An 18,783-nucleotide genomic window follows, 5' to 3' on the forward strand; every position below is an offset into this window, starting at 1 on the left:
CTCCCCCCAACTTTCTGTCCATGCAAAAGCAGACCGAGTTAGCCTCGGCCACAGTTAATTAAAGGATACACCTGTCTGGCTAAGACTGTCAACGAAGCTGTTTAACCGTATGAATGGTTCTTATGTATAGATTCCCCATCTCATAGAAAAAAACCATTTTAATGTTCCGCAAGTGCCCTTAGCAAAAAAAATAGTGAGCATACACTGATAAAAGTAGACGCTGCTTTGCAGTCGTTTATAAACTAATGCATAAGGGAGGGTCTATATTGTCCAGACACTATTACCATGGGGTTTGTCGTCAACACATAGGACAATGTGTTGAAATCAAGTGTCATGACGGTCAATTGCATAGAGGTCACGTTGAAGAAGTTGATAATGAATTTGTTTATATCCGCCCTTTAAATCGCAATTGTGACGGACCACAACATCCCGAAGGACCAGGCATGTTTTTCTTCGGAGCACTTGCAGGAGGTTTTCTTGGCGGTCTTTTAGGAGTAGGACTAGGAAGTATTGCGTTCTTCAGACCATACCCATATCCTTACCCATATTATTAATCATTCAAAAACGATCCTTCGAACGAAGGATCGTTTTTGAATGGAAGAATAACTACTTTTACCCACCTCAAACTTAGAATAACCTTCATTTCTCTTTCGTTTGAAGGGAAATTCGCTACTTTCCTCTATTGACAGAGACTTCTTGATATTGACAAAAGGATTGACACCCCTTATCCATTTTTTTAAACTATAATGGTCACAAGGGGAATTTATAAGAAGTTTATTACTAAAGGGAGAGACACAATTATATGGAAGAGCGTATGAATAACAGCAACGATAAGCTGAACAAAGTCACGCCTTCAAAACCAACATGGCAGGTATGGTGGCGTTTACTCAGGCCGCATACATTAACTGCTTCCTTCGTCCCGGTTTTTCTGGGCACAATGCTTGCCCTTCAAAGTCATACATTACATTTTGGATTGTTTATGGCGATGATGATCGCATCTATTCTTATTCAATCTGCAACAAACATGTTTAATGAATACTATGATTTCAAAAGGGGTCTCGATCACGCTGGGAGTGTAGGAATTGGGGGCGCTATCGTACGAGATGGTGTTAGTGCAAGAACAGTATTAAACCTTGCTTTTATTTTCTTCGGCATTGCGATTCTTTTAGGTGTTTATATCTGTGTCCTTACAACATGGTGGATTGCGGTTATTGGAACAATCTGCATGGCAGCAGGGTACTTTTACACTGGCGGTCCGTATCCAATCGCCTACACACCATTTGGTGAAATTGCTGCTGGTGTATTTATGGGACTAATACTTGTATTACTTTCTTTCTTTATTCAAACAGGTGTGATTACGTTTGAAAGCATTCTCGTTTCGATTCCTATATCCATTCTAGTTGGCGGTATCCTCATGGCGAATAATATTCGTGACTTAGAAGGCGACAAGGAAAAAGGACGTAAAACACTTGCGATTCTTCTCGGACATGATAAGGCTGTAACATTTTTAGAAGGTATGTTTATCGTATCCTACCTCTGGGTGGTTGGACTTATTATTACAATTGATTCATCTTTATGGCTTTTGTTGATAATATTAAGCATCCCTAAAGCATTTAAAGCCATCCGCTTATTTGAAGGAAAAACAAAAGCAGCTCACATGATGCCTGCTATGCAAGCAACTGCTCAAATGCATACACAATTCGGACTGTTAATGGCCATTGGTTTATTATTAGCCTATTTCATTTAACACGATGAGAAAGTCAGAGATCCATTTGGTCTCTGACTTTTTTATATTTATGAACCACTCCCTCACCTTTGCATAAATTCGTGAAAATAATCCTCTATTCTCTGAATGAAAGTAAAAAGGAGTTTATTTAGAAATGCTACAGCCTATCGATCGCTAACTTTTCTCTTTTTCTCACGTTAGCCTCGTGTATACTGTAAATAAGTACATAAAAATGGGGGTAATACGATGGAATTTGCAAATACAATGTTAGAGGCACTCGGCATTAAAGCCATTACATTAACACCTGAAAAAGTTGTTCTCGAAATGCCAGTTGGACCAAGCACTCATCAACCACTTGGCTTTCTTCACGGTGGCGCATCAGTAGCCCTAGCAGAATCAGCAGCCAGCATAGGCGGCACACTTAATCTAGATTCAGAAAACGAAGCAACTTTTGGGATGGAGATCAACGCTAATCACCTCCGAAGCAAAAAAGACGGCGTCGTCCGAGCCATCGCCGAACCAATCCACATCGGCAAAAGAACAATGGTGTGGGAAATCAACATCGTAGACGAACAAGAAGAACTAATCTGCATATCCCGCTGCACCCTAGCCGTTAAAAGGTATTAAGAAAAGCGAAGACGAGCGTTTAGAAACGGAGATATTGGAACGCTTGAACTAGAACACTCAAAGAAAAGCCCGTCATTAATGACGGGCTTTCTGTTCTATTTTTCTTTCACCAATTTCTCTATAATCTTCATGATAGGTGTCTGATATTGCATAATGACATTCATCGCAAACCAATCTTCGTCGTTCCCACGGGAAGAGCAATTCTTTCTCACAGTAAATACATCCGTGATTCAATTGGATCACCCCCCTTTTAGATTATGCCTAATATGGGCGTCTAAGACCTAAGTGGAACGGAAAGGAGAGTAACAAATGATACGAATAAGACTGCCTTTTCTTTTTATCATCGTATTTTTATCTGCATGCGCTACACTCACATCTGATACAGAAATAAAAGAAAACACAATTCCGGCAACAGTGGATCGAGTTGTTGATGGCGATACATTGAAAGTAACTCTTGAAGATCGAGAAGAAACAATTAGACTCCTTCTCGTTGACACTCCGGAAACAAAGCATCCGAGTAAACCTGTACAACCCTATGGACCTGAAGCCTCCCAGTTTGCTAAGAATCAACTAGAAGGAAAAGAAATTGGTGTCGAGATAGATGTTTCAGAACGCGACAAATACGGTCGACTGCTTGCTTACGTATGGATTGGCGATCAGATGTTTAATGAGATGCTCCTTGAAGAAGGACTAGCAAGAGTTGCTTATATTTATCAGCCAAACGTAAAGTACGTTGATACATTCCAAGAAATTCAGCGTAAGGCTCAAGAAGAAGGCAAAGGCATTTGGAGTATTGAAGATTACGTTCGCGAAGAAGGATTTAACGAATCCTTTGAAGCATCTGACTCCACATCTACTGACAAGGGATCTCAACAAGGTTGTGACATTAAAGGGAACATTAATTCTAAAGGAGATAAAATTTACCACGTTCCTGAAGGATCATATTACGAGATTACGAAAGCAGAAGAAATGTTTTGTAACACAGATGAAGCCGAACAAGCTGGATTCCGCCCCTCTCAACGATAGATGCAACTACTTATTACTCTCTTCAGACTGAAAGACGAGTGAGATAAAGAGTTCACTAAAATAAGCCAAAGATCGAGAATCAACAGTATACCTAACATATCTAATAGAAAAAGAATGGGGTTTGCACCCTCCAACATCAAAGCCGTAGCTTAAGCTACGGCTTTGATTCATTTCATCTACTGATATCTACTAAACAGCCTGCTCAACCTTTTTCCCTTGTTGAAGCTGATACATTTGGAAGTACCTTCCCTTTTGCTTCATCAATTGATCATGATCGCCTCGTTCAACGATTTCACCTTGGTGAAGAACAAGGATTTGGTCAGCCTCTCGAATTGTTGAGAGTCTGTGAGCAATGATAAATGTGGTACGACCCTTTTTTAAAATATCCAGCGCATTTTGAATAATCATTTCTGTTTCGGTATCAACATTCGAAGTCGCCTCATCAAGAATTAAGACAGCAGGGTCAAACGCTAGTGCCCTTGCAAAAGAGATCAGCTGTCTTTGCCCCGAAGAAAGCGTGCTTCCTTTTTCGATCACTGCCTCATCATACCCGTTAGGAAGAGATCGAAGCAGCTGCTCTGCTCCCACATCTTTTAAAGCCTTTTCAACTTTTTCTCTTGAGATCGAGGAATCATTAAGACTTACATTCGAAGCAATCGTTCCAGTGAACAAGAATGGATCCTGGAGCACGATCGCCATATGCTGTCTTAACTGCTGTTTTGGAATATCTTGAATATTTTGACCGTCGATAGAGATCGTTCCTTTTTGGTTATCGTAAAATCGGAATAATAAATTCATAATTGAACTTTTCCCTGAACCAGTATGCCCCACTAGGGCAACCGTCTGACCTTTTTTCGCTTCAAATGATAGTTCCTTTAACACATATTCTTCTGCTTTGTATGCAAACGAAACATGATCGAAAGTGACATTCCCATCATAACGAGGAAATTCACCATCTGATACATCTTCCCCCTTTTCATCAAGAAGCTCAAAAACTCTGTCCGCCGCTACTAAAGCCTGTTCTAAATTAGCTAGCTGGTTCACCATATTTGTAACGGGTTGAAATAAGCGATTCAAATAATCCACAAAAGCATAAAGAACACCGAGACTCACAATAGACCCAGCCGTTAATGAAGCTCCCCCAAAGTACCAAATCAATACTACAAATGAAATATTCCGTAGAATGTTCACAAGGTTATGTGACATTAAGGAATTCAAATTCAATAGCTTATTTTGATAAGTAAAATGGCTGTCATTCAGCTCTTCAAATTCCGCTTCAGTCTTCTCTTGACGTTTGAAAGCTCTTATTATCGACATGCCCTGAATGGATTCATTGATCATTCCGTTAATATCACTAATCCTTGTTCGAATGACCTTATTGAATTTCGACGCATATTTACGATAAACGAAGATCCAAATCAGAAGGAGTGGCACAATCGTTAATGTAATCAACGCAAGCTTTACATCAAGCAAGAATAAGGCAATAAATATCCCTGTCATATAAAAGATGCTTGTGAAGAACGTTGCGAGCACCGTCACATAAAGCTCTCTTATTGCCTCCGTATCATTCGTAATTCTTGCCACAACTTTACCGGCTGGTAAATTATCAAAATAGTTGATATGCAAACGCTGAATCTGGGAGTAAACATCCGTTCTCATTTTTTGAATAATACGGTTAGCAGAGGTTTGCAATAGAAGTCCCTGCCCATATTCAAAAAAGGATGCGAACAATAGAAGCCCAAAGTAGAGCGCTATTAACCAGACCATCGGTTCTATTTGCGGTTGATAAAAGGCAAGCAGTTCTTCATTGCTTATTTCTTTAGCTTGATAGGATTGTTGTTCCCCCTCCTTTTGAATCGTGATAAGGTTGTCGTCAACCGACCGTTCTCCATCGTATGCGATCGCTTCATCAACGAAATAGTAGTCGCGACCTACCTGAAGAATCCTTACTTCCTCTCCTTTAAATTCATCGCTCCCAAAATGATCACTTCGTTTATACCAGTCCCCATCATATTTAACAGCTTCTTCTCCCTGATCTGTTTCATACCAGGGATACTCAATCCCCATAATATGGACATCAATCATACGTTTCGCAATGAAAGGCCCAGAGAGCTCTGCTGTAACAGCTACCATTAATAAGAGTAAAGCAATAAGAATATTTTTCTTAAAACCCAGTGCATACTTAACTAATCGCTTTCCTACCTGTCGATTCATTTACAGCACCTCCTTCAATGAATCCTCAAGCTGCTGTCTGTCAAATTGGTCACGATACCATCCCTTTTTAGAAAGAAGCTCTTTATGAGTTCCTTCCTCAATCACCTTGCCCTCATCAAGAACGATAATCCAATCAGCATGCTGAACACCCGACAAACGATGCGTGGCTATAAACGTCGTTTTCCCAGAACGTTCATTGCGAATATTGGATATAATTTGTGCTTCAGTTTTTCCATCAACGGCAGACATTGCATCGTCTAAAATTAATATTTCAGGATTAATCATTAGAGCTCGCGCAATGGATACCCTTTGTTTCTGTCCACCTGATAAAGCGACGCCTTTTTCTCCAACAAGCGTCTCAAGCCCTTCAGGGAGCACATGTATATCTTTTTTAAAGTCGGATAGCCGCAGCACTCGATCAATGTCTTGATCTGTTCCATTATTTTTACCAAACAGAAGATTTTCTCTCACCGACCTTGAGAAAAGCATCTGATCCTGAGGAACATAACCAATCCAGTTTTGCAGAGTTTCGAGAGAAATTTCTTCGATCGGCACATCAGAAATTTTGATTTTCCCTTTACCGACTGGATATTCTCTTAAAAGTTGCTTCAGTAATGTCGTTTTCCCACTACCTGTTCTCCCTACAACGCCTAATGTTTGGCCTTTCTTCAGAGTAAATGAAACATTTTGTAAATTCGTAACAGATGAAGAGGGATACGTAAAAGTAACATCTTCAAAAACGATCGTACCTGGTGTATCCAGATATTGAGGAGAATGGTGTTCTTTCACATCCTCTTCATGAGACAGCGTCTCTAAGACACGGTTCAACGATGCATTTCCTCGCTGCATGACGTTGATCAACTCTCCAACCGCAATCATCGGCCATATGAGCATCCCCAGGTACACATTGAATGACACCAGTTCTCCGAGTGTTAGGACTTTATGAAAAACGAGATACGCTCCATACCCTAACCCAATTAAATAACTAATCCCGACAAGAACTTTAATAGTTGGCTCAAATAAAACATCTACTTTTGCTACTTCAATATTTTTCTTATATACATCTTCCGTTAAGTTCTGAAACTTCTGCTGATCTGCCCTTTCTTGTACATAAGCACGCGTTACTCGAACTCCTGCAATCGATTCTAGTACTTGATCATTCATATCTCCGAACGAATCTTGGGCAGCTGTAAAGCGCTTATGAATGATTTTTCCGTAACGATTCATGGCAAGAGCCATAAGGGGTAGAGGAAGAATAGCCGCAAGCGTTAATTTCCAGCTAATAAGAACGCCCATTGTAATCAAAATAAGAAACATAAAGATCGTTGAATCTACTAATGTTAAAATACCAAATCCTGCGGTAAGGGAGACAGCTTTTAGATCATTTGTGGCCCTTGCCATCAGGTCTCCAGTTCGGTTTTTCTCATAAAAGGATGGCGTCATTTTAAGGAGGTGCTTCATCAATTTAGATCGGAGCGCCCTCTCAACTAGAAAGGCACCACCAAATAATTGGTACATCCAAATATATGTGACGATATAGACGACGAGCAATAACCCTCCATAAAAAAATAAATAATTTTGTAAGCTTTCCCAGGTTAAGCTTCCTACGTTTATTTCATCAATGGCCATTCCGATTAATTTTGGTGGAATGACCTCGAGAATACCCCCAAAAATCAATAAAGCAATAGCAATGCTATACCGTTTCCAATGCTGTTTAAAAAACCAGCTCAATTTCCGTAAAATAGAGAACAACTTAATCCCTCCTAACTTTTTCCTACAGTTATGCTTTCTGATTGACTATTTCACCATCCTCCTTACATGGATCACTTCATTTCCCCACTGTCACTTTTCTCAGAAACCAAAAAAGACATAACCGCATGCGGTTATGTCTAATGACTTCTTAAGACATAGAAAAGGGCACACGTCTATGACGCGCGCCGATTCCTTTACTGTGACAAAGGGGTTACATCCCTGGCAAAGTGCGTCTATGAGTACATGAAGTTAGTTGTTGGATATCTTTCAAAATATGTCTCATCACACACACTCTCCTTTACCGTTATTTTTCACTCTGTCATCTTAGCACTATTGTCACAATTTTGTCAATATTATTATTTAAGTTAGTGGATTCACACTTTCTTCGCCTGTTAAATCCGCTATCATTTCCACGAGCAAATCAATTTCTTCCTGCATATCTTTTAAACTTACTGTTTCTACCGGTGCATGCATATAGCGAAGCGGAAGGGACACAAGTGATACAGGAACACCGTATCCTGTTAAACGAAGCTTATCTGCATCCGTCCCTGTCATTCTTGGTGTTAACTCATACTGAAGTTTCAAATCAAGCTTTTTAGCAGCCTTTTCAAGGAGCTGATTGATTTTTATATTGATTGGAGCGCCTTTCGCAAGAACAGGTCCACCTCCAAGATCAACCTCTGTGTGCTTTCTTGCATCAATTCCAGGATAGTCTGAAGAAAATGTAACATCACAAGCAATGGCCATTGTTGGTTGGATTCCTGCACCAGCGAAATAAGCACCACCCATGTTTGTTTCTTCATTCACTGTACTAACAGCATAAACACCTACTTTAGGGTTACGCTTGGCTACTTCACGAAGAACTTCTGCTACGATAAATGAACCAGTCCGGTTGTCTAATCCTCTTCCACTAATTCGGTCATTTAAGAGGTGCTCAACTTCTCGTTTATAGACTGCGAGGTCCCCAATTTGGACGTACTTCTCGATTTCTTCTTTTGTAGCTGCACCACAGTCAATATAGAGGTCTTCGAAATGAAACTCTTTCGCCCCTCCGTGATGTTCTGCATTGACACCAAATACACCTGTTAACTTTCCATGTGTGCCTAGAATTGTTACTTTCATGCCAATAGCAGGCTTATGACTAATTCCACCTAATTTCTCTACGCGAATAAATCCATTTTGATCAATTTGCTTCACCATAAATCCAATTTCGTCACAGTGTCCTGCAAGAAGCACTTTAAATTCTGCTTCTGGATTAAGAATTCCGATCGCATTACCTGCGTTATCCGTTTTAATGTCATCTGCAAACTCTCTTACATAGTCCATCCATTTATGCTGGATTTCCATTTCAGCTCCTGATGGAGAAGCGGTTGATAACAATTCTAATAAAAAATCACGGTTCATACGATGCACCTCCGAATAGTTTATAAGTTCCTTTTTCATTGTATCTTACAGCAAGACTTCATTCTAGTTTTGTGCAATGGCGAGCTTGTACACAAAAACACCCCGCACATTAGCGGGGGTGCTTCATTATTTCGACTCTTTTAATAATATTTCTTCCACTTCTGTTTTCGTTGGAAGAGCGGTCATTGCACCCTTCGTTGCAGCTGCTAAAGCACCAGACACGCTAGCAAATTGCGTCATACGTTCAAGCTCTTCACGCGATAGATCACTAAGAGAGCCTTCATATTCATTGAAGCCGTTTAAAATGCCAGAAACAAATGCATCTCCTGCGCCTGTTGTATCAACGGCTTTAACTTTCATAGCAGGTACTCTAAGTGAGTAGTCTGGTGTGAAAACGAGACTACCTTCACCACCCATAGTAATAAAGATCACTGGAATACGATAATGAGCGAGCTTCTTAATTCCATCTTCGATCGCTTCTTCACCTGTAATGAATGTGAGCTCTTCTTCAGAAAGTTTTAGTATATCTGCCTCTGATAACATTGAAACAATCGTTTCTTTAGCTCTTTCTTCACTTTCCCATAGGCCTAGTCGTAAGTTCGGATCATAAGAAATGATTAATCCATTTTCTTTTGCTTTTTCAACCGCTACCTTAGTTGCACTTCTAGAAGGTTCACTAATCATTGAAATTGATCCAAAATGAAGGATACGGTGACGCTCGAATAAATCGTCACTTATTTCTTCTGCATGCAAAAAGCGATCGGCACTTGGGTTTATGTAAAAGTCAAAACTACGCTCTCCGTTTTCTGCATTTGTAACAAAGACAACTCCGGTTCGGGCTGACTCAGTTAGGATCATCGTTGATACATCAACACCATAATTTTTTAGCGTTTCTTGGAGAAATCGTCCGAGGACATCATCCCCAACTTTCCCTAGAAACGTGGAGTTAACACCGAGACGTGCAAGTCCAACGGATACGTTTGCAGGAGCACCACCAGGACTTTTTTGATACGTGAGATTGTCCTTGTCCAGAGGAATAAAGTCAATTAATGCTTCACCAAGACTAATAACACCTTTACTCATATCTACTTCCCCCTAAGTTAATCGAGAATAGAGCAGTGCTCAGAATGATTCGAGTACTGCTTTTCGTAATCATATCACGACACGGTAGATCACTAAAGAAAAAACCTTGTTATCCCATGATCCTTTTTATCATTTTTAGCCCGTTTTTAGCAGAGGGATAACGAAATGCAAAATCGAATTTCGTTGTTTGTTTCACAATGCTTTTCTGATGAGAGAATGCTTCAAAGCTCGCTTGACCATGATAGCTTCCAGTACCGCTTGAACCAACACCACCAAATGGTAGATAAGGTGAGACGATATGCATTAACGTGTCGTTCATACATCCGCCTCCAAAAGAAATAGAAGAAGTGATCAAATCTTGCATTTTTTCAGATTCTGAGAAAAAATAAAGAGCAAGTGGCTTTGGGCGTCTGCGTACATCATCAATCACAGTATGAATATCTGTGAATTCAAGAACAGGAAGGATCGGACCAAAGATTTCTTCTTGCATGACAGGATCTTCCCAAGACACATTATCCATAATTGTTGGGGCAATGACACGTTCCTTTTCTTTATGTTGCCCACCTATTAATACGTCACCATCATTTAGGAATTCTTTTAATCTTTGGAAATGACGATCACTTACGATGTGACCGTATTTCTGATCAGACAATGGATCTTCTCCGTAGAATTCAACCAGGACTTGAGCCATTTGTTCTAACAATGCTTTCTTTACATCACGATGAACGTATAAATAGTCTGGAGCGATACACGTTTGTCCAGCATTTGTGAATTTACCCCACATGATTCGTTTAGCAGCTAAGTTTAAATTAGCATCTTTATTTACTATGGCCGGACTCTTTCCGCCAAGTTCAAGCGTTACCGGTATAAGTTGTTTAGCCGCAGCTTCCATCACAATTTTTCCGACAGGAACACTTCCTGTGAAGAAAATATGATCAAACGATTGCTTTAATAACTCCGTACTCGTATCTACGCCACCTTCAACGACAGCAATATACTTTCGCGGAAAGACTTCTCGAATCATTTTGGCAATCACAGCAGACACTGCGGGTGTTAGTTCCGATGGCTTTAAAACGGCACAGTTCCCCGCTGCAATGGCACCAACAAGAGGGGCAATCTGCAGCTGGAATGGATAATTCCAAGGAGCAATAATTAATGTAACGCCATATGGCTCTCGATGAACATAACTTTTAGAACCAAGATGAGTGACAGGCGACTTCGCTCTCTCAGGGCTCATCCACTCCTTTAAATGCTTTAGCGTAAACTTTATTTCTTCAAGCAGAAAACCAATTTCAGTTGTATAAGCTTCCCACTCTGATTTATGAAGATCTTCCTTAAGGGCTTTTAATACTTCAGGTTCATATTCTTTAATGACTTTTCTTAATGTCTCTAGCTTTTGTTTTCTGAAAGCATACGATTTCGTTTCTCCATTATAATAATACTCTCTTTGTGTTCTTACTATTTCTTCTATCACTTCCATCGTATCATCTCCTCAGGCAAGTCTCTTTATTGTTCTTAAGTTTAAACTTTTGAACATAAGGTGTCAAATCAAGACACTCCTAATGTTTAAATATCTCATTCATAGGGGGAGAAAACTGTATAAAACGATTTACTAAAATCAAAACTATAGGATGCAACCAATAAGGAGGCTATTACCATCGAAACATTAGGTCACCATATTATCGCTGAAATGTGGAACTGTAACAAAGAGAAATTAAACGATTTAGTCTATATAGAAGAAACCTTTGCTAGTGCAGCACTTGAAGCTGGAGCCGAAATTAGAGACGTAGTCTTCCACCCGTTCGAGCCCCAGGGAATTAGTGGCGCCGTTATTATTGCTGAATCCCACCTTACCATTCATAGTTTCCCTGAACACGGATATGCTTCAGTAGATGTCTATACTTGCGGGGACAAAATTGACCCTTCAGACGCAACCAATGCTATTGCAAGAGCACTTGAAGCGAAGAAGATACACACAGTAAAAATTCCTCGTGGAACTGGAGAAATCACTGTGAATGAAGTTGAAAAAAGCGGCGTCGAAGCAAAGTAGAACGATCAAGAGCGGATGCATATCGTGCATCCGCTCTTTCTTTCACTCCTGATTCAACAATTGTCTGTAATGGGCAAGGGCAAGGAGCGGCCAGATCATTTTATAACTGTGATAGTGAACGTAAAAGCCACCTGGTAATCCTGCTCCTGTTGGATAAGTGAGTTCTTTATTTTCAAAAGCGCCTTTCGTAAGATACTCTACTCCTTTATGAAGTGCATCACATTTATCTCCACAAATTGTTAAAGCATCAACTGCCCAAGCGGTTTGGGAAGGTGTACTATAGCTAAGAGAAATATACTTTTTTTGTTCATCACTTTTACATGATTCTCCCCATCCACCATCTTCCTGCTGAATCTTTTTAAGAAATTCTAAACCCTTACTGATTGCAGGAAAAGACGCACTATACCCCGCTGCCTTCAGTCCAGTTACAGCTGCCCATGTACCGTAAACATAGCAAATCCCCCACCTTCCGCACCATGAACCATCACTCTCCTGGTTGCTAACAAGCCACTTTACTCCTCTTACTACTGATGGATGATTATGTTGTAACCCAGCGAAGTTACATAGAAATTCGACAGTTCTTCCGGTAAGATCGGCTGACGAATCATCAGGAAAAGAAGATTGCGCTCCATCGATCGGTAGATCTTTCAATAGAAGAGCTTTACGGTCTGTTTCAAATGCGGGCCATCCCCCATCCTTATTTTGCATCGCAAGTATCCAGTTCACTCCTCGCTGCCAGCTGTTTGAGGAAGAAGCATGTTTCATTGCTCTCAGGGCAGCTGTCGTATCATCTACATCTGGATGAATACTGTTTCCTTCACTAAATCCCCATCCCCCAGGTATAATATTCTGTTTTGCCATCGCCCAGTCTCCAAACTTTGTTTGTTGATTTCTTCCTAAATATTTACTTGCCTTCATAATGATAGGATCAACACTTGAAAGTCCTGCTTCTTGGAGCGTATGCGTTATTAGAGCAGTATCCCAAATCGTAGAGGGAGAGTTTTGAATATGATTCTCTGACAAACACAACATCCCCTTCAAACCATCTATAGCACGTAGAATAACCGGAGACTGTTTTTCATAACCAAGGGCGAGCATGGCATAAATCATGAAAAATGTGGCAGTAGCATAATTTAATAACGTTCCATCACTTTCAATTCGCTGTAACATATATTGTTCAGCTCTCTTTCTTGCTTTGAACAACTGATTATCTGGAAATTGAACTATGGAATCCCATAATGATTTGATAGCGTCTGAAAAAACGCGTTCTTCATTTAATAAATGAGCGAGATCAGGTGTCCAGCTCGTCTTAATCGAATAGCGTAGATCCTGACATAAGATGATTGGCGCAAAATGGAGGCGGGCATATGAGCTTAAATCAAAGAAAGAAACCGGGAAGGAACCAGGAATAAGCATAAATAACATCGGAAAATGGAAAAGCTGTGGCCATTCCAGATGACCATTTAATGCTAGAAAAACTTTAGTCATTGAATCCGTTCTCTCTATCCCTCCCCACTTTCGGATATACAACTCAGCTTTCTTCATCTGAGGATGCTCCCGCTTTATTTTCCCCGAATAAAGGAGGCTATGATACGCCTGAACTGTAGCCGAAAGATTCCCTTCATCATCTTCAAATAGCTTCCAATACCCGCCCCTTGACTGATTCATCAGCAAACGATGGACAAGCTGATCCACTAATGTTTCTTCTTTCAACCCAAGTGTTCTTATGAGCACAATCATAACTGCATCAGTTAGAAGACTATTCTCAAAACAGTAATGAAATGAGCCATTCTTCTCCTGGTGACTTACTGCTTCTTTTACTAACTCATCTATTCTCTCATTCACCCTCTTCATATCCATAACGGTACCCCCTGAATTTAGCTACCGTATTGTATTCACGAAATCTTTTGGCGATTCAAACTAAAACTTATTGTAAATTTTTTGAAACTTGTGTAAAATTCAAACGTATGTAAGGAATAAGGAGTGATTGAATGAAAAAATTTGGGCTTCCCATACTAACTGGCCTCGTTATTTTGTTATTAATTTTTCTCCATCAGCTGTCAATTCTTCAAGAAAAACCCGACGAAGAATGGAGTAGAACAATTGCTTTAGACGTAGCAGCTGAGGATAGTGAAATGTTTGTGGAACATGAAGAAGAAGTAAGTACGCTATATTTCAGCGGCGATCCTGTGCGAAAAGTCGTCGTAAACGAACAGCTTGAAACATCCTCAGAAAATCTCGAGTATGTTATTCCTGAAGGGTACTCTTTCTATGTTGATGATAAACAAGCCATTTACAAAAAAAAGGATGAAATTATCTATGCTCGAAATGGAGAAGAGCAATCCATCCTGAATAAGATTGAAGGTATAAATGCATCAAATGATGGGGTTATAGCCTGGTCACGCCACACGGTTTACGCCATTTCTCCAGAAGGAACAATTGATTCAGAAACGAAGTTACCTCAATACATAAAAGGTGGAACCTTTGCAGAAAATGGACAGTTATTTCTTTATGTTCAATCAGAAGATACAAATCAATTTCTAACATTTGACCCGGGCAAAGAACCAGTTATTATTCACGAAACCCCTCTCTCGTCAGGAGAATTATACAGCAATCTCCAGATGATCCAGGTAGATGAAACCTTGACGTTTACATATACAGTTAGTGCAACAAGACAGGGAACAAGAGTGATTAACACTTACTTCGGCGAAAGTATTAGTGGAGAAGAGGCTAAAGTTAACCTCTTGAAAATCACTAATGTTGAAACAGGAGATAGCTTCCCAAGGCCTAACTATTTCTCTTTAACTAAAGTAGATGGAAAACCTCATCTGTTGTTTAGTGCAGACGGCGAAATATCTCCGAAACGTTCTGTTATAAGTATTTATGAAGCATCTCGCCAGGATGGAGAATGGGTGGCTTCTAGAAGAAGTACAAGTGAGGAACTTTCGATACGACCTGTTTCGATTACAGATCAATCGCTAGTTTGGATGGACCAAGAAGACAATGGCCTGGTTTTACATGGGGCATCTACTGATTCAACCGTAATTGAGAGCAGTAATGAAACGTCAAAAGATGATCTGAAATTCGCTCTTTATTATACATTCACAGCAATTGTAGGTATGTTCGCAATGCTAGCTTTTTCCTTTGGTTTTCTGATTCTACCGGCAGTTGCTTTAATGTACTTATATTTTGCAAATACAACTGCAGTTGAGCAGGATAAGAGCTGGGTAGAATGGACAATTGTCCTCCTTTGCGTTGGGTCCCAGATGATTTTCTTACCTTCGATTCTTGACGGCCCCTTTCAAAACCTTGCCCCTACCTATCTTACGTTTGAAGGAGCTCCATACGTCTGGCCAGTGATTATCTTCCTTGTCTCTTTCATCATCAGTCGAATAGGACAGGACCAAGAATGGACCATTCTTCAGCGTACTTCTTATCAGCTAGGATTAAATCTTGGAATACTCATTTTCTTGTTAGGACCTTATATTTTATAATAATCAAAAAGAGGATGCCCGCTTTAATGGGCATCCTCTTTTTATTTCGCCTGTTCAGCCGCTTTGTCGTTTACAGCGAGAATCGCCTCATGCAGAAGCTGACTGAAATCTCCTTTCCTCAGAACATCTAGTCCTGCAGCAGTAGCCCCACCTGGTGTTGTCACTTGATCACGCAATTCTCCTGCGTCTCGCCCATCTTTAAGCATTGAAGCAGATCCATAGATCATATGCACAACAAGCTTCCTCGCTACATCAGCAGTTAATCCATAAGACGCAGCCGTTTTTTCAAGTGACTCTGCTAAGTGATAAACAAATGCTGGAGCACTTCCCGTAATTGCAGTAAGATCATGAATTTGCTTCTCAGACAACTCTTCAGACTCTCCGATAGCATCCAGAATGACCTGAAGTGCTTCACGATGATCCTCTGTAACGTGATTTCCACACGTGAATAATGAAATTGACTCACCGATATCAGCCGCTGTATTCGGCATGATCCAGGCTGTTGGACGTCCTGGAAGTGATGCTTCTAAAATAGAAGGACCTATGCCTGCAGCAACTGTAATGATAAATTGATTTGTTACTCGATCAGCTAGCTCTTTAAGAACAGCTGGATGTGCTGCTGGGGGCATTGCTAGTATGACAATATCATGTTCGGTAATGACATCCTGCCATACTCCTGTTTCAACATCATACGTTTTTCTCAAATCATCCAATTTCTTCTGATCAGATTGATTCGTTACCGTAATTGTCCCCATATTTCCAGACTGTTTAAGTCCTGAGAAAATAGCCTCAGCCATGCGCCCAGCACCAATAAACAAGATATTAGACTTTTTCAATTATACCCCTCCTCTTTTCCAACTTAACTATACCAAACTGATGTACAATAGAAAAACGCCGGATTATAACCGGCGCTTTGATTACCAAAATTTAAACCCAGGAGACCCGGGTGGTGCATGTTCAATCATATGAACGACCGGTACTGTATAAGCCACAAGTATGAGTATTGTCGCAATACTAAGCCATAGTCGCCAGTTTTCCAAAATAGCAGGCGTTTTCTCTGCATCTTCTGCCACTTCTCCAATCGGAAAATCTTCTTTTCCTTTTGGTGCAAAAAACGTGAGGTTCACAATAATGTAAACTAACAGCAAAATGGCAAGAAACAGGATTGATCCACCAACGGCCATCGTCACTTCATATGGAATCCACCCTAATGCATCAGGGTTATCCCGATAAGTCGTATAAGCTGTTCTCCTCGGTGCACCAAGTAAACCCACTGTATGCATGGCTCCTGACATAAAAAACATGCCAATCGCCCACAAAATTGTTTGCAAATTCGCAATGCTGTGCATTTTCCCCGTCAATACTCTTCCAGTAAGATGAGGAATTAGCCAGTAAGCAATGCCAAAGAAAGTAAGAGCCACACTTGAGGCAACGGTAAGGTGGAAATGCCCAGTTACCCAAAGCGTGTTATGCACAATCTGGTTCATTTGGTTACTTGCATTAATGATCCCACCAGCACCAGCTGGAATGAAAATCAACATTCCGACCATGGGCGCAAAGAACCGCGCATCTCTCCATGGTAATACTCTGAACCATCCAAAGAGGCCCTTTGCCCCTTTGCGACGACCAGCGATTTCAAAAGAAGCGAATAGTGAGAAGGCCGTCATGAGTGAAGGAACAATAACCATAAACGTTAACACAACCTGTAGAAATTTCCAAAAAGGAGAAATGCCAGATTCGAGTAACTGATGATGAAATCCTACCGGTATCGAAAATAGCAAGAAAAGGACGAAAGACAAACGTGCTAAAGAATCACTGAAAATTTTACCACCTATAATTTCGGGTATAATAACGTACCAACAGACGTAGGCAGGTAATAACCAAAAATAAACGAGTGGATGACCAAAATACCAGAAAAGCGTACGACTTAGAAGAATATTAATTTCATCCACCCAACCGAATGACCAGGGAATAAACTGAAAGATAACTGAAACAGCAACACCAATCGTAGCGACAAACCACAGTACCATCGTCATCACAGCCATGAAGCTAAATAATGGAGATAGCTTCTCATGAGAAACTTTTTTCCAAATGTAGTACTGATGACACATCGCACCGCCCGCTAACCATGTTCCGATAATAAACAACGTTAATCCAATATAAAACCATGGAGACGCTTTTAACGGGGCATAGAAAGTATACAGAACCGTTCCCTCATTTAATAAAACCATAACAGTTGTAAGAACTGTTCCAATCGTCATTATGATATATCCCAGCCACGCCATACGGTATGGTTGGTCATAGAACTTCCCCATTGTTCTGCTCATGCCGGCATAAAAGAACCCAATAATAAAATAAGTTGTAAAAATAAGTGCGAGTAAGATCCCGTGTGCAGTTAAAAGCTGATAATATCCTATTCCTGCTGGTAACTGAATTGTTCCACTTCTTACTAACGTTTGTAGTAATCCTGCAATACCACCTAATAGAACAGCTAGAAAGGCAATTAACAAATGAGCCATACTGAGCTTTGCATCATTTCGATCTACTATAGAATGACTCATTTCGTCACCTCCAGAGGTACACCCATTGCCTGATGTCCTACCCCGCAATATTCATTACATAAAATCAGGAATTGTCCTGCCTCATCAAACGTATGTGTAATGGTATTCACGTGCCCAGGAGTAATCATCATATTGACATTCGTCTTTGGGATTTGAAATCCATGAACAACGTCTTTACTAGTAACTTTAAAATGAACGGTAGCCCCTTCAGGTATTTTCAGCTCATCATTTGATTGGAAGGTGAAGGCTTGAGCAACTAAAACCGCTTCATATTCATTCTCACCTATTTTCTTTAAACCAGGTTGATCAAAGGGCGCAGTTACATCTACTTTTGTTGGATCAAGAATTTCGTTATCACTCGGTGGCGTATGCCCCATTGCGAAAGCGTTCACACCAATGACTAAAAGAAAAAGAATAAGTGTCCCGCTTCCAATCATAAGCCAAAGTCTTTCTAATTTGTGCATGTGCATCTCTTTTCCCCCTTTCTAAAGACGAACCATATATAGCCAGTAAACCCCAAACCAGGATAATAGAATAAAGCCACCAAGTAACATTACTGCGACCATCGTCCCTTTCAGGTTTGGTCCTCCCTTATTTATTACAACTTTTCTCGCTGTTTCTTTCTTCTCCTCAAGAGCCCCCATCACTCATCCCCCTTTATACTTCACTATAGGTTTATTGTATGAGAATACACATTCCTAATCTGTGACTAAACTCACTAAACAAGAGAACATTCACGAGTTAGCCAATATATCTGAATTTAGCCAATATTTATCGATTTTGGCGAGTATCCTCTTCCACAACCTCCGCACGCCATCACGATCAAGACAAAAAAAGAGTTCAGGA

General features: G+C 40.3%; 16 protein-coding genes. 6 read left to right on the top strand and 10 right to left on the bottom strand.

The window, feature by feature from the left end; all coding sequences use genetic code 11:
• Positions 1-266 precede the first annotated feature (266 nt).
• The 4 genes from AC0VYO_RS16660 (at position 267) to AC0VYO_RS16675 (ending at position 3,379) form a co-directional block, all read left to right on the top strand.
• A complete protein-coding gene (locus AC0VYO_RS16660) occupies positions 267-554 on the top strand; it encodes a hypothetical protein (RefSeq protein ID WP_194219658.1) in 288 nt (95 codons plus the stop codon).
• A 260-nt stretch (positions 555-814) separates the two neighbouring features.
• Positions 815-1,747, top strand: a complete 933-nt coding sequence (locus tag AC0VYO_RS16665) for a 1,4-dihydroxy-2-naphthoate polyprenyltransferase (protein WP_430241904.1) — start codon at positions 815-817, stop codon at positions 1,745-1,747.
• A 225-nt stretch (positions 1,748-1,972) separates the two neighbouring features.
• Positions 1,973-2,353 carry a hotdog fold thioesterase gene (locus tag AC0VYO_RS16670; RefSeq protein ID WP_226614868.1) on the top strand — a complete coding sequence of 127 codons (381 nt, stop codon included), beginning with the start codon at positions 1,973-1,975 and terminating at the stop codon, positions 2,351-2,353.
• Between the two features lie 309 nt (positions 2,354-2,662).
• Positions 2,663-3,379 (top strand): thermonuclease family protein, encoded by a 717-nt coding sequence (locus AC0VYO_RS16675; RefSeq protein WP_430241890.1) that lies wholly within the window; start codon positions 2,663-2,665, stop codon positions 3,377-3,379.
• A gap of 189 nt (positions 3,380-3,568) precedes the next feature.
• On the opposite strand, the gene AC0VYO_RS16680 is transcribed toward AC0VYO_RS16675, so the two are convergent.
• The 5 genes from AC0VYO_RS16680 to AC0VYO_RS16700 all read right to left on the bottom strand — a co-directional run bounded on the left by AC0VYO_RS16680 (position 3,569) and on the right by AC0VYO_RS16700 (position 11,312).
• Complete coding sequence (locus tag AC0VYO_RS16680; protein ID WP_475365654.1) at positions 3,569-5,593, bottom strand: ABC transporter ATP-binding protein; 2,025 nt, start codon at positions 5,591-5,593, stop codon at positions 3,569-3,571.
• Positions 5,594-7,345 (bottom strand): ABC transporter ATP-binding protein, encoded by a 1,752-nt coding sequence (locus AC0VYO_RS16685; protein ID WP_475365655.1) that lies wholly within the window; start codon positions 7,343-7,345, stop codon positions 5,594-5,596.
• 360 nt (positions 7,346-7,705) lie between these two features.
• Entirely contained in the window at positions 7,706-8,758 is a 1,053-nt protein-coding gene (locus AC0VYO_RS16690; RefSeq protein ID WP_475367507.1) for a M20/M25/M40 family metallo-hydrolase, read from the bottom strand.
• A gap of 117 nt (positions 8,759-8,875) precedes the next feature.
• Positions 8,876-9,832, bottom strand: a complete 957-nt coding sequence (locus tag AC0VYO_RS16695) for an aminoimidazole riboside kinase (protein ID WP_475367825.1) — start codon at positions 9,830-9,832, stop codon at positions 8,876-8,878.
• 109 nt (positions 9,833-9,941) lie between these two features.
• Positions 9,942-11,312, bottom strand: a complete 1,371-nt coding sequence (locus tag AC0VYO_RS16700; protein ID WP_430241882.1) for an aldehyde dehydrogenase — start codon at positions 11,310-11,312, stop codon at positions 9,942-9,944.
• A gap of 177 nt (positions 11,313-11,489) precedes the next feature.
• Here AC0VYO_RS16700 and speD point away from each other — a divergent pair, with 177 nt between their 5' ends.
• Entirely contained in the window at positions 11,490-11,882 is a 393-nt protein-coding gene (gene speD / locus AC0VYO_RS16705) for an adenosylmethionine decarboxylase (protein WP_194219625.1), read from the top strand.
• 42 nt (positions 11,883-11,924) lie between these two features.
• Here the strand turns inward: speD and AC0VYO_RS16710 are convergent, their stop codons facing one another.
• Entirely contained in the window at positions 11,925-13,742 is a 1,818-nt protein-coding gene (locus tag AC0VYO_RS16710; protein ID WP_475367826.1) for a terpene cyclase/mutase family protein, read from the bottom strand.
• A 131-nt stretch (positions 13,743-13,873) separates the two neighbouring features.
• On the opposite strand from AC0VYO_RS16710, the gene AC0VYO_RS16715 reads away from it, so the two are divergent.
• Positions 13,874-15,376, top strand: a complete 1,503-nt coding sequence (locus AC0VYO_RS16715; protein ID WP_475365657.1) for a hypothetical protein — start codon at positions 13,874-13,876, stop codon at positions 15,374-15,376.
• Positions 15,377-15,417: 41 nt separating this feature from the next.
• Here the strand turns inward: AC0VYO_RS16715 and proC are convergent, their stop codons facing one another.
• The 4 genes from proC to AC0VYO_RS16735 all read right to left on the bottom strand — a co-directional run bounded on the left by proC (position 15,418) and on the right by AC0VYO_RS16735 (position 18,581).
• Complete coding sequence (gene proC / locus AC0VYO_RS16720; protein WP_475365658.1) at positions 15,418-16,212, bottom strand: pyrroline-5-carboxylate reductase; 795 nt, start codon at positions 16,210-16,212, stop codon at positions 15,418-15,420.
• Positions 16,213-16,293: 81 nt separating this feature from the next.
• A complete protein-coding gene (locus AC0VYO_RS16725) occupies positions 16,294-17,937 on the bottom strand; it encodes a b(o/a)3-type cytochrome-c oxidase subunit 1 (protein ID WP_475365659.1) in 1,644 nt (547 codons plus the stop codon).
• Positions 17,934-18,407 (bottom strand): cytochrome c oxidase subunit II, encoded by a 474-nt coding sequence (locus AC0VYO_RS16730; RefSeq protein ID WP_430241875.1) that lies wholly within the window; start codon positions 18,405-18,407, stop codon positions 17,934-17,936. The genes AC0VYO_RS16725 and AC0VYO_RS16730 overlap by 4 nt, the downstream gene beginning before the upstream one ends.
• A gap of 15 nt (positions 18,408-18,422) precedes the next feature.
• Positions 18,423-18,581, bottom strand: a complete 159-nt coding sequence (locus tag AC0VYO_RS16735; protein WP_194219170.1) for a cytochrome c oxidase subunit 2A — start codon at positions 18,579-18,581, stop codon at positions 18,423-18,425.
• Between the last annotated feature and the right edge of the window lie 202 nt (positions 18,582-18,783).

Source organism: Anaerobacillus sp. 63XJN7_4_ISO-PGPR-S23-413 (assembly GCF_056173725.1).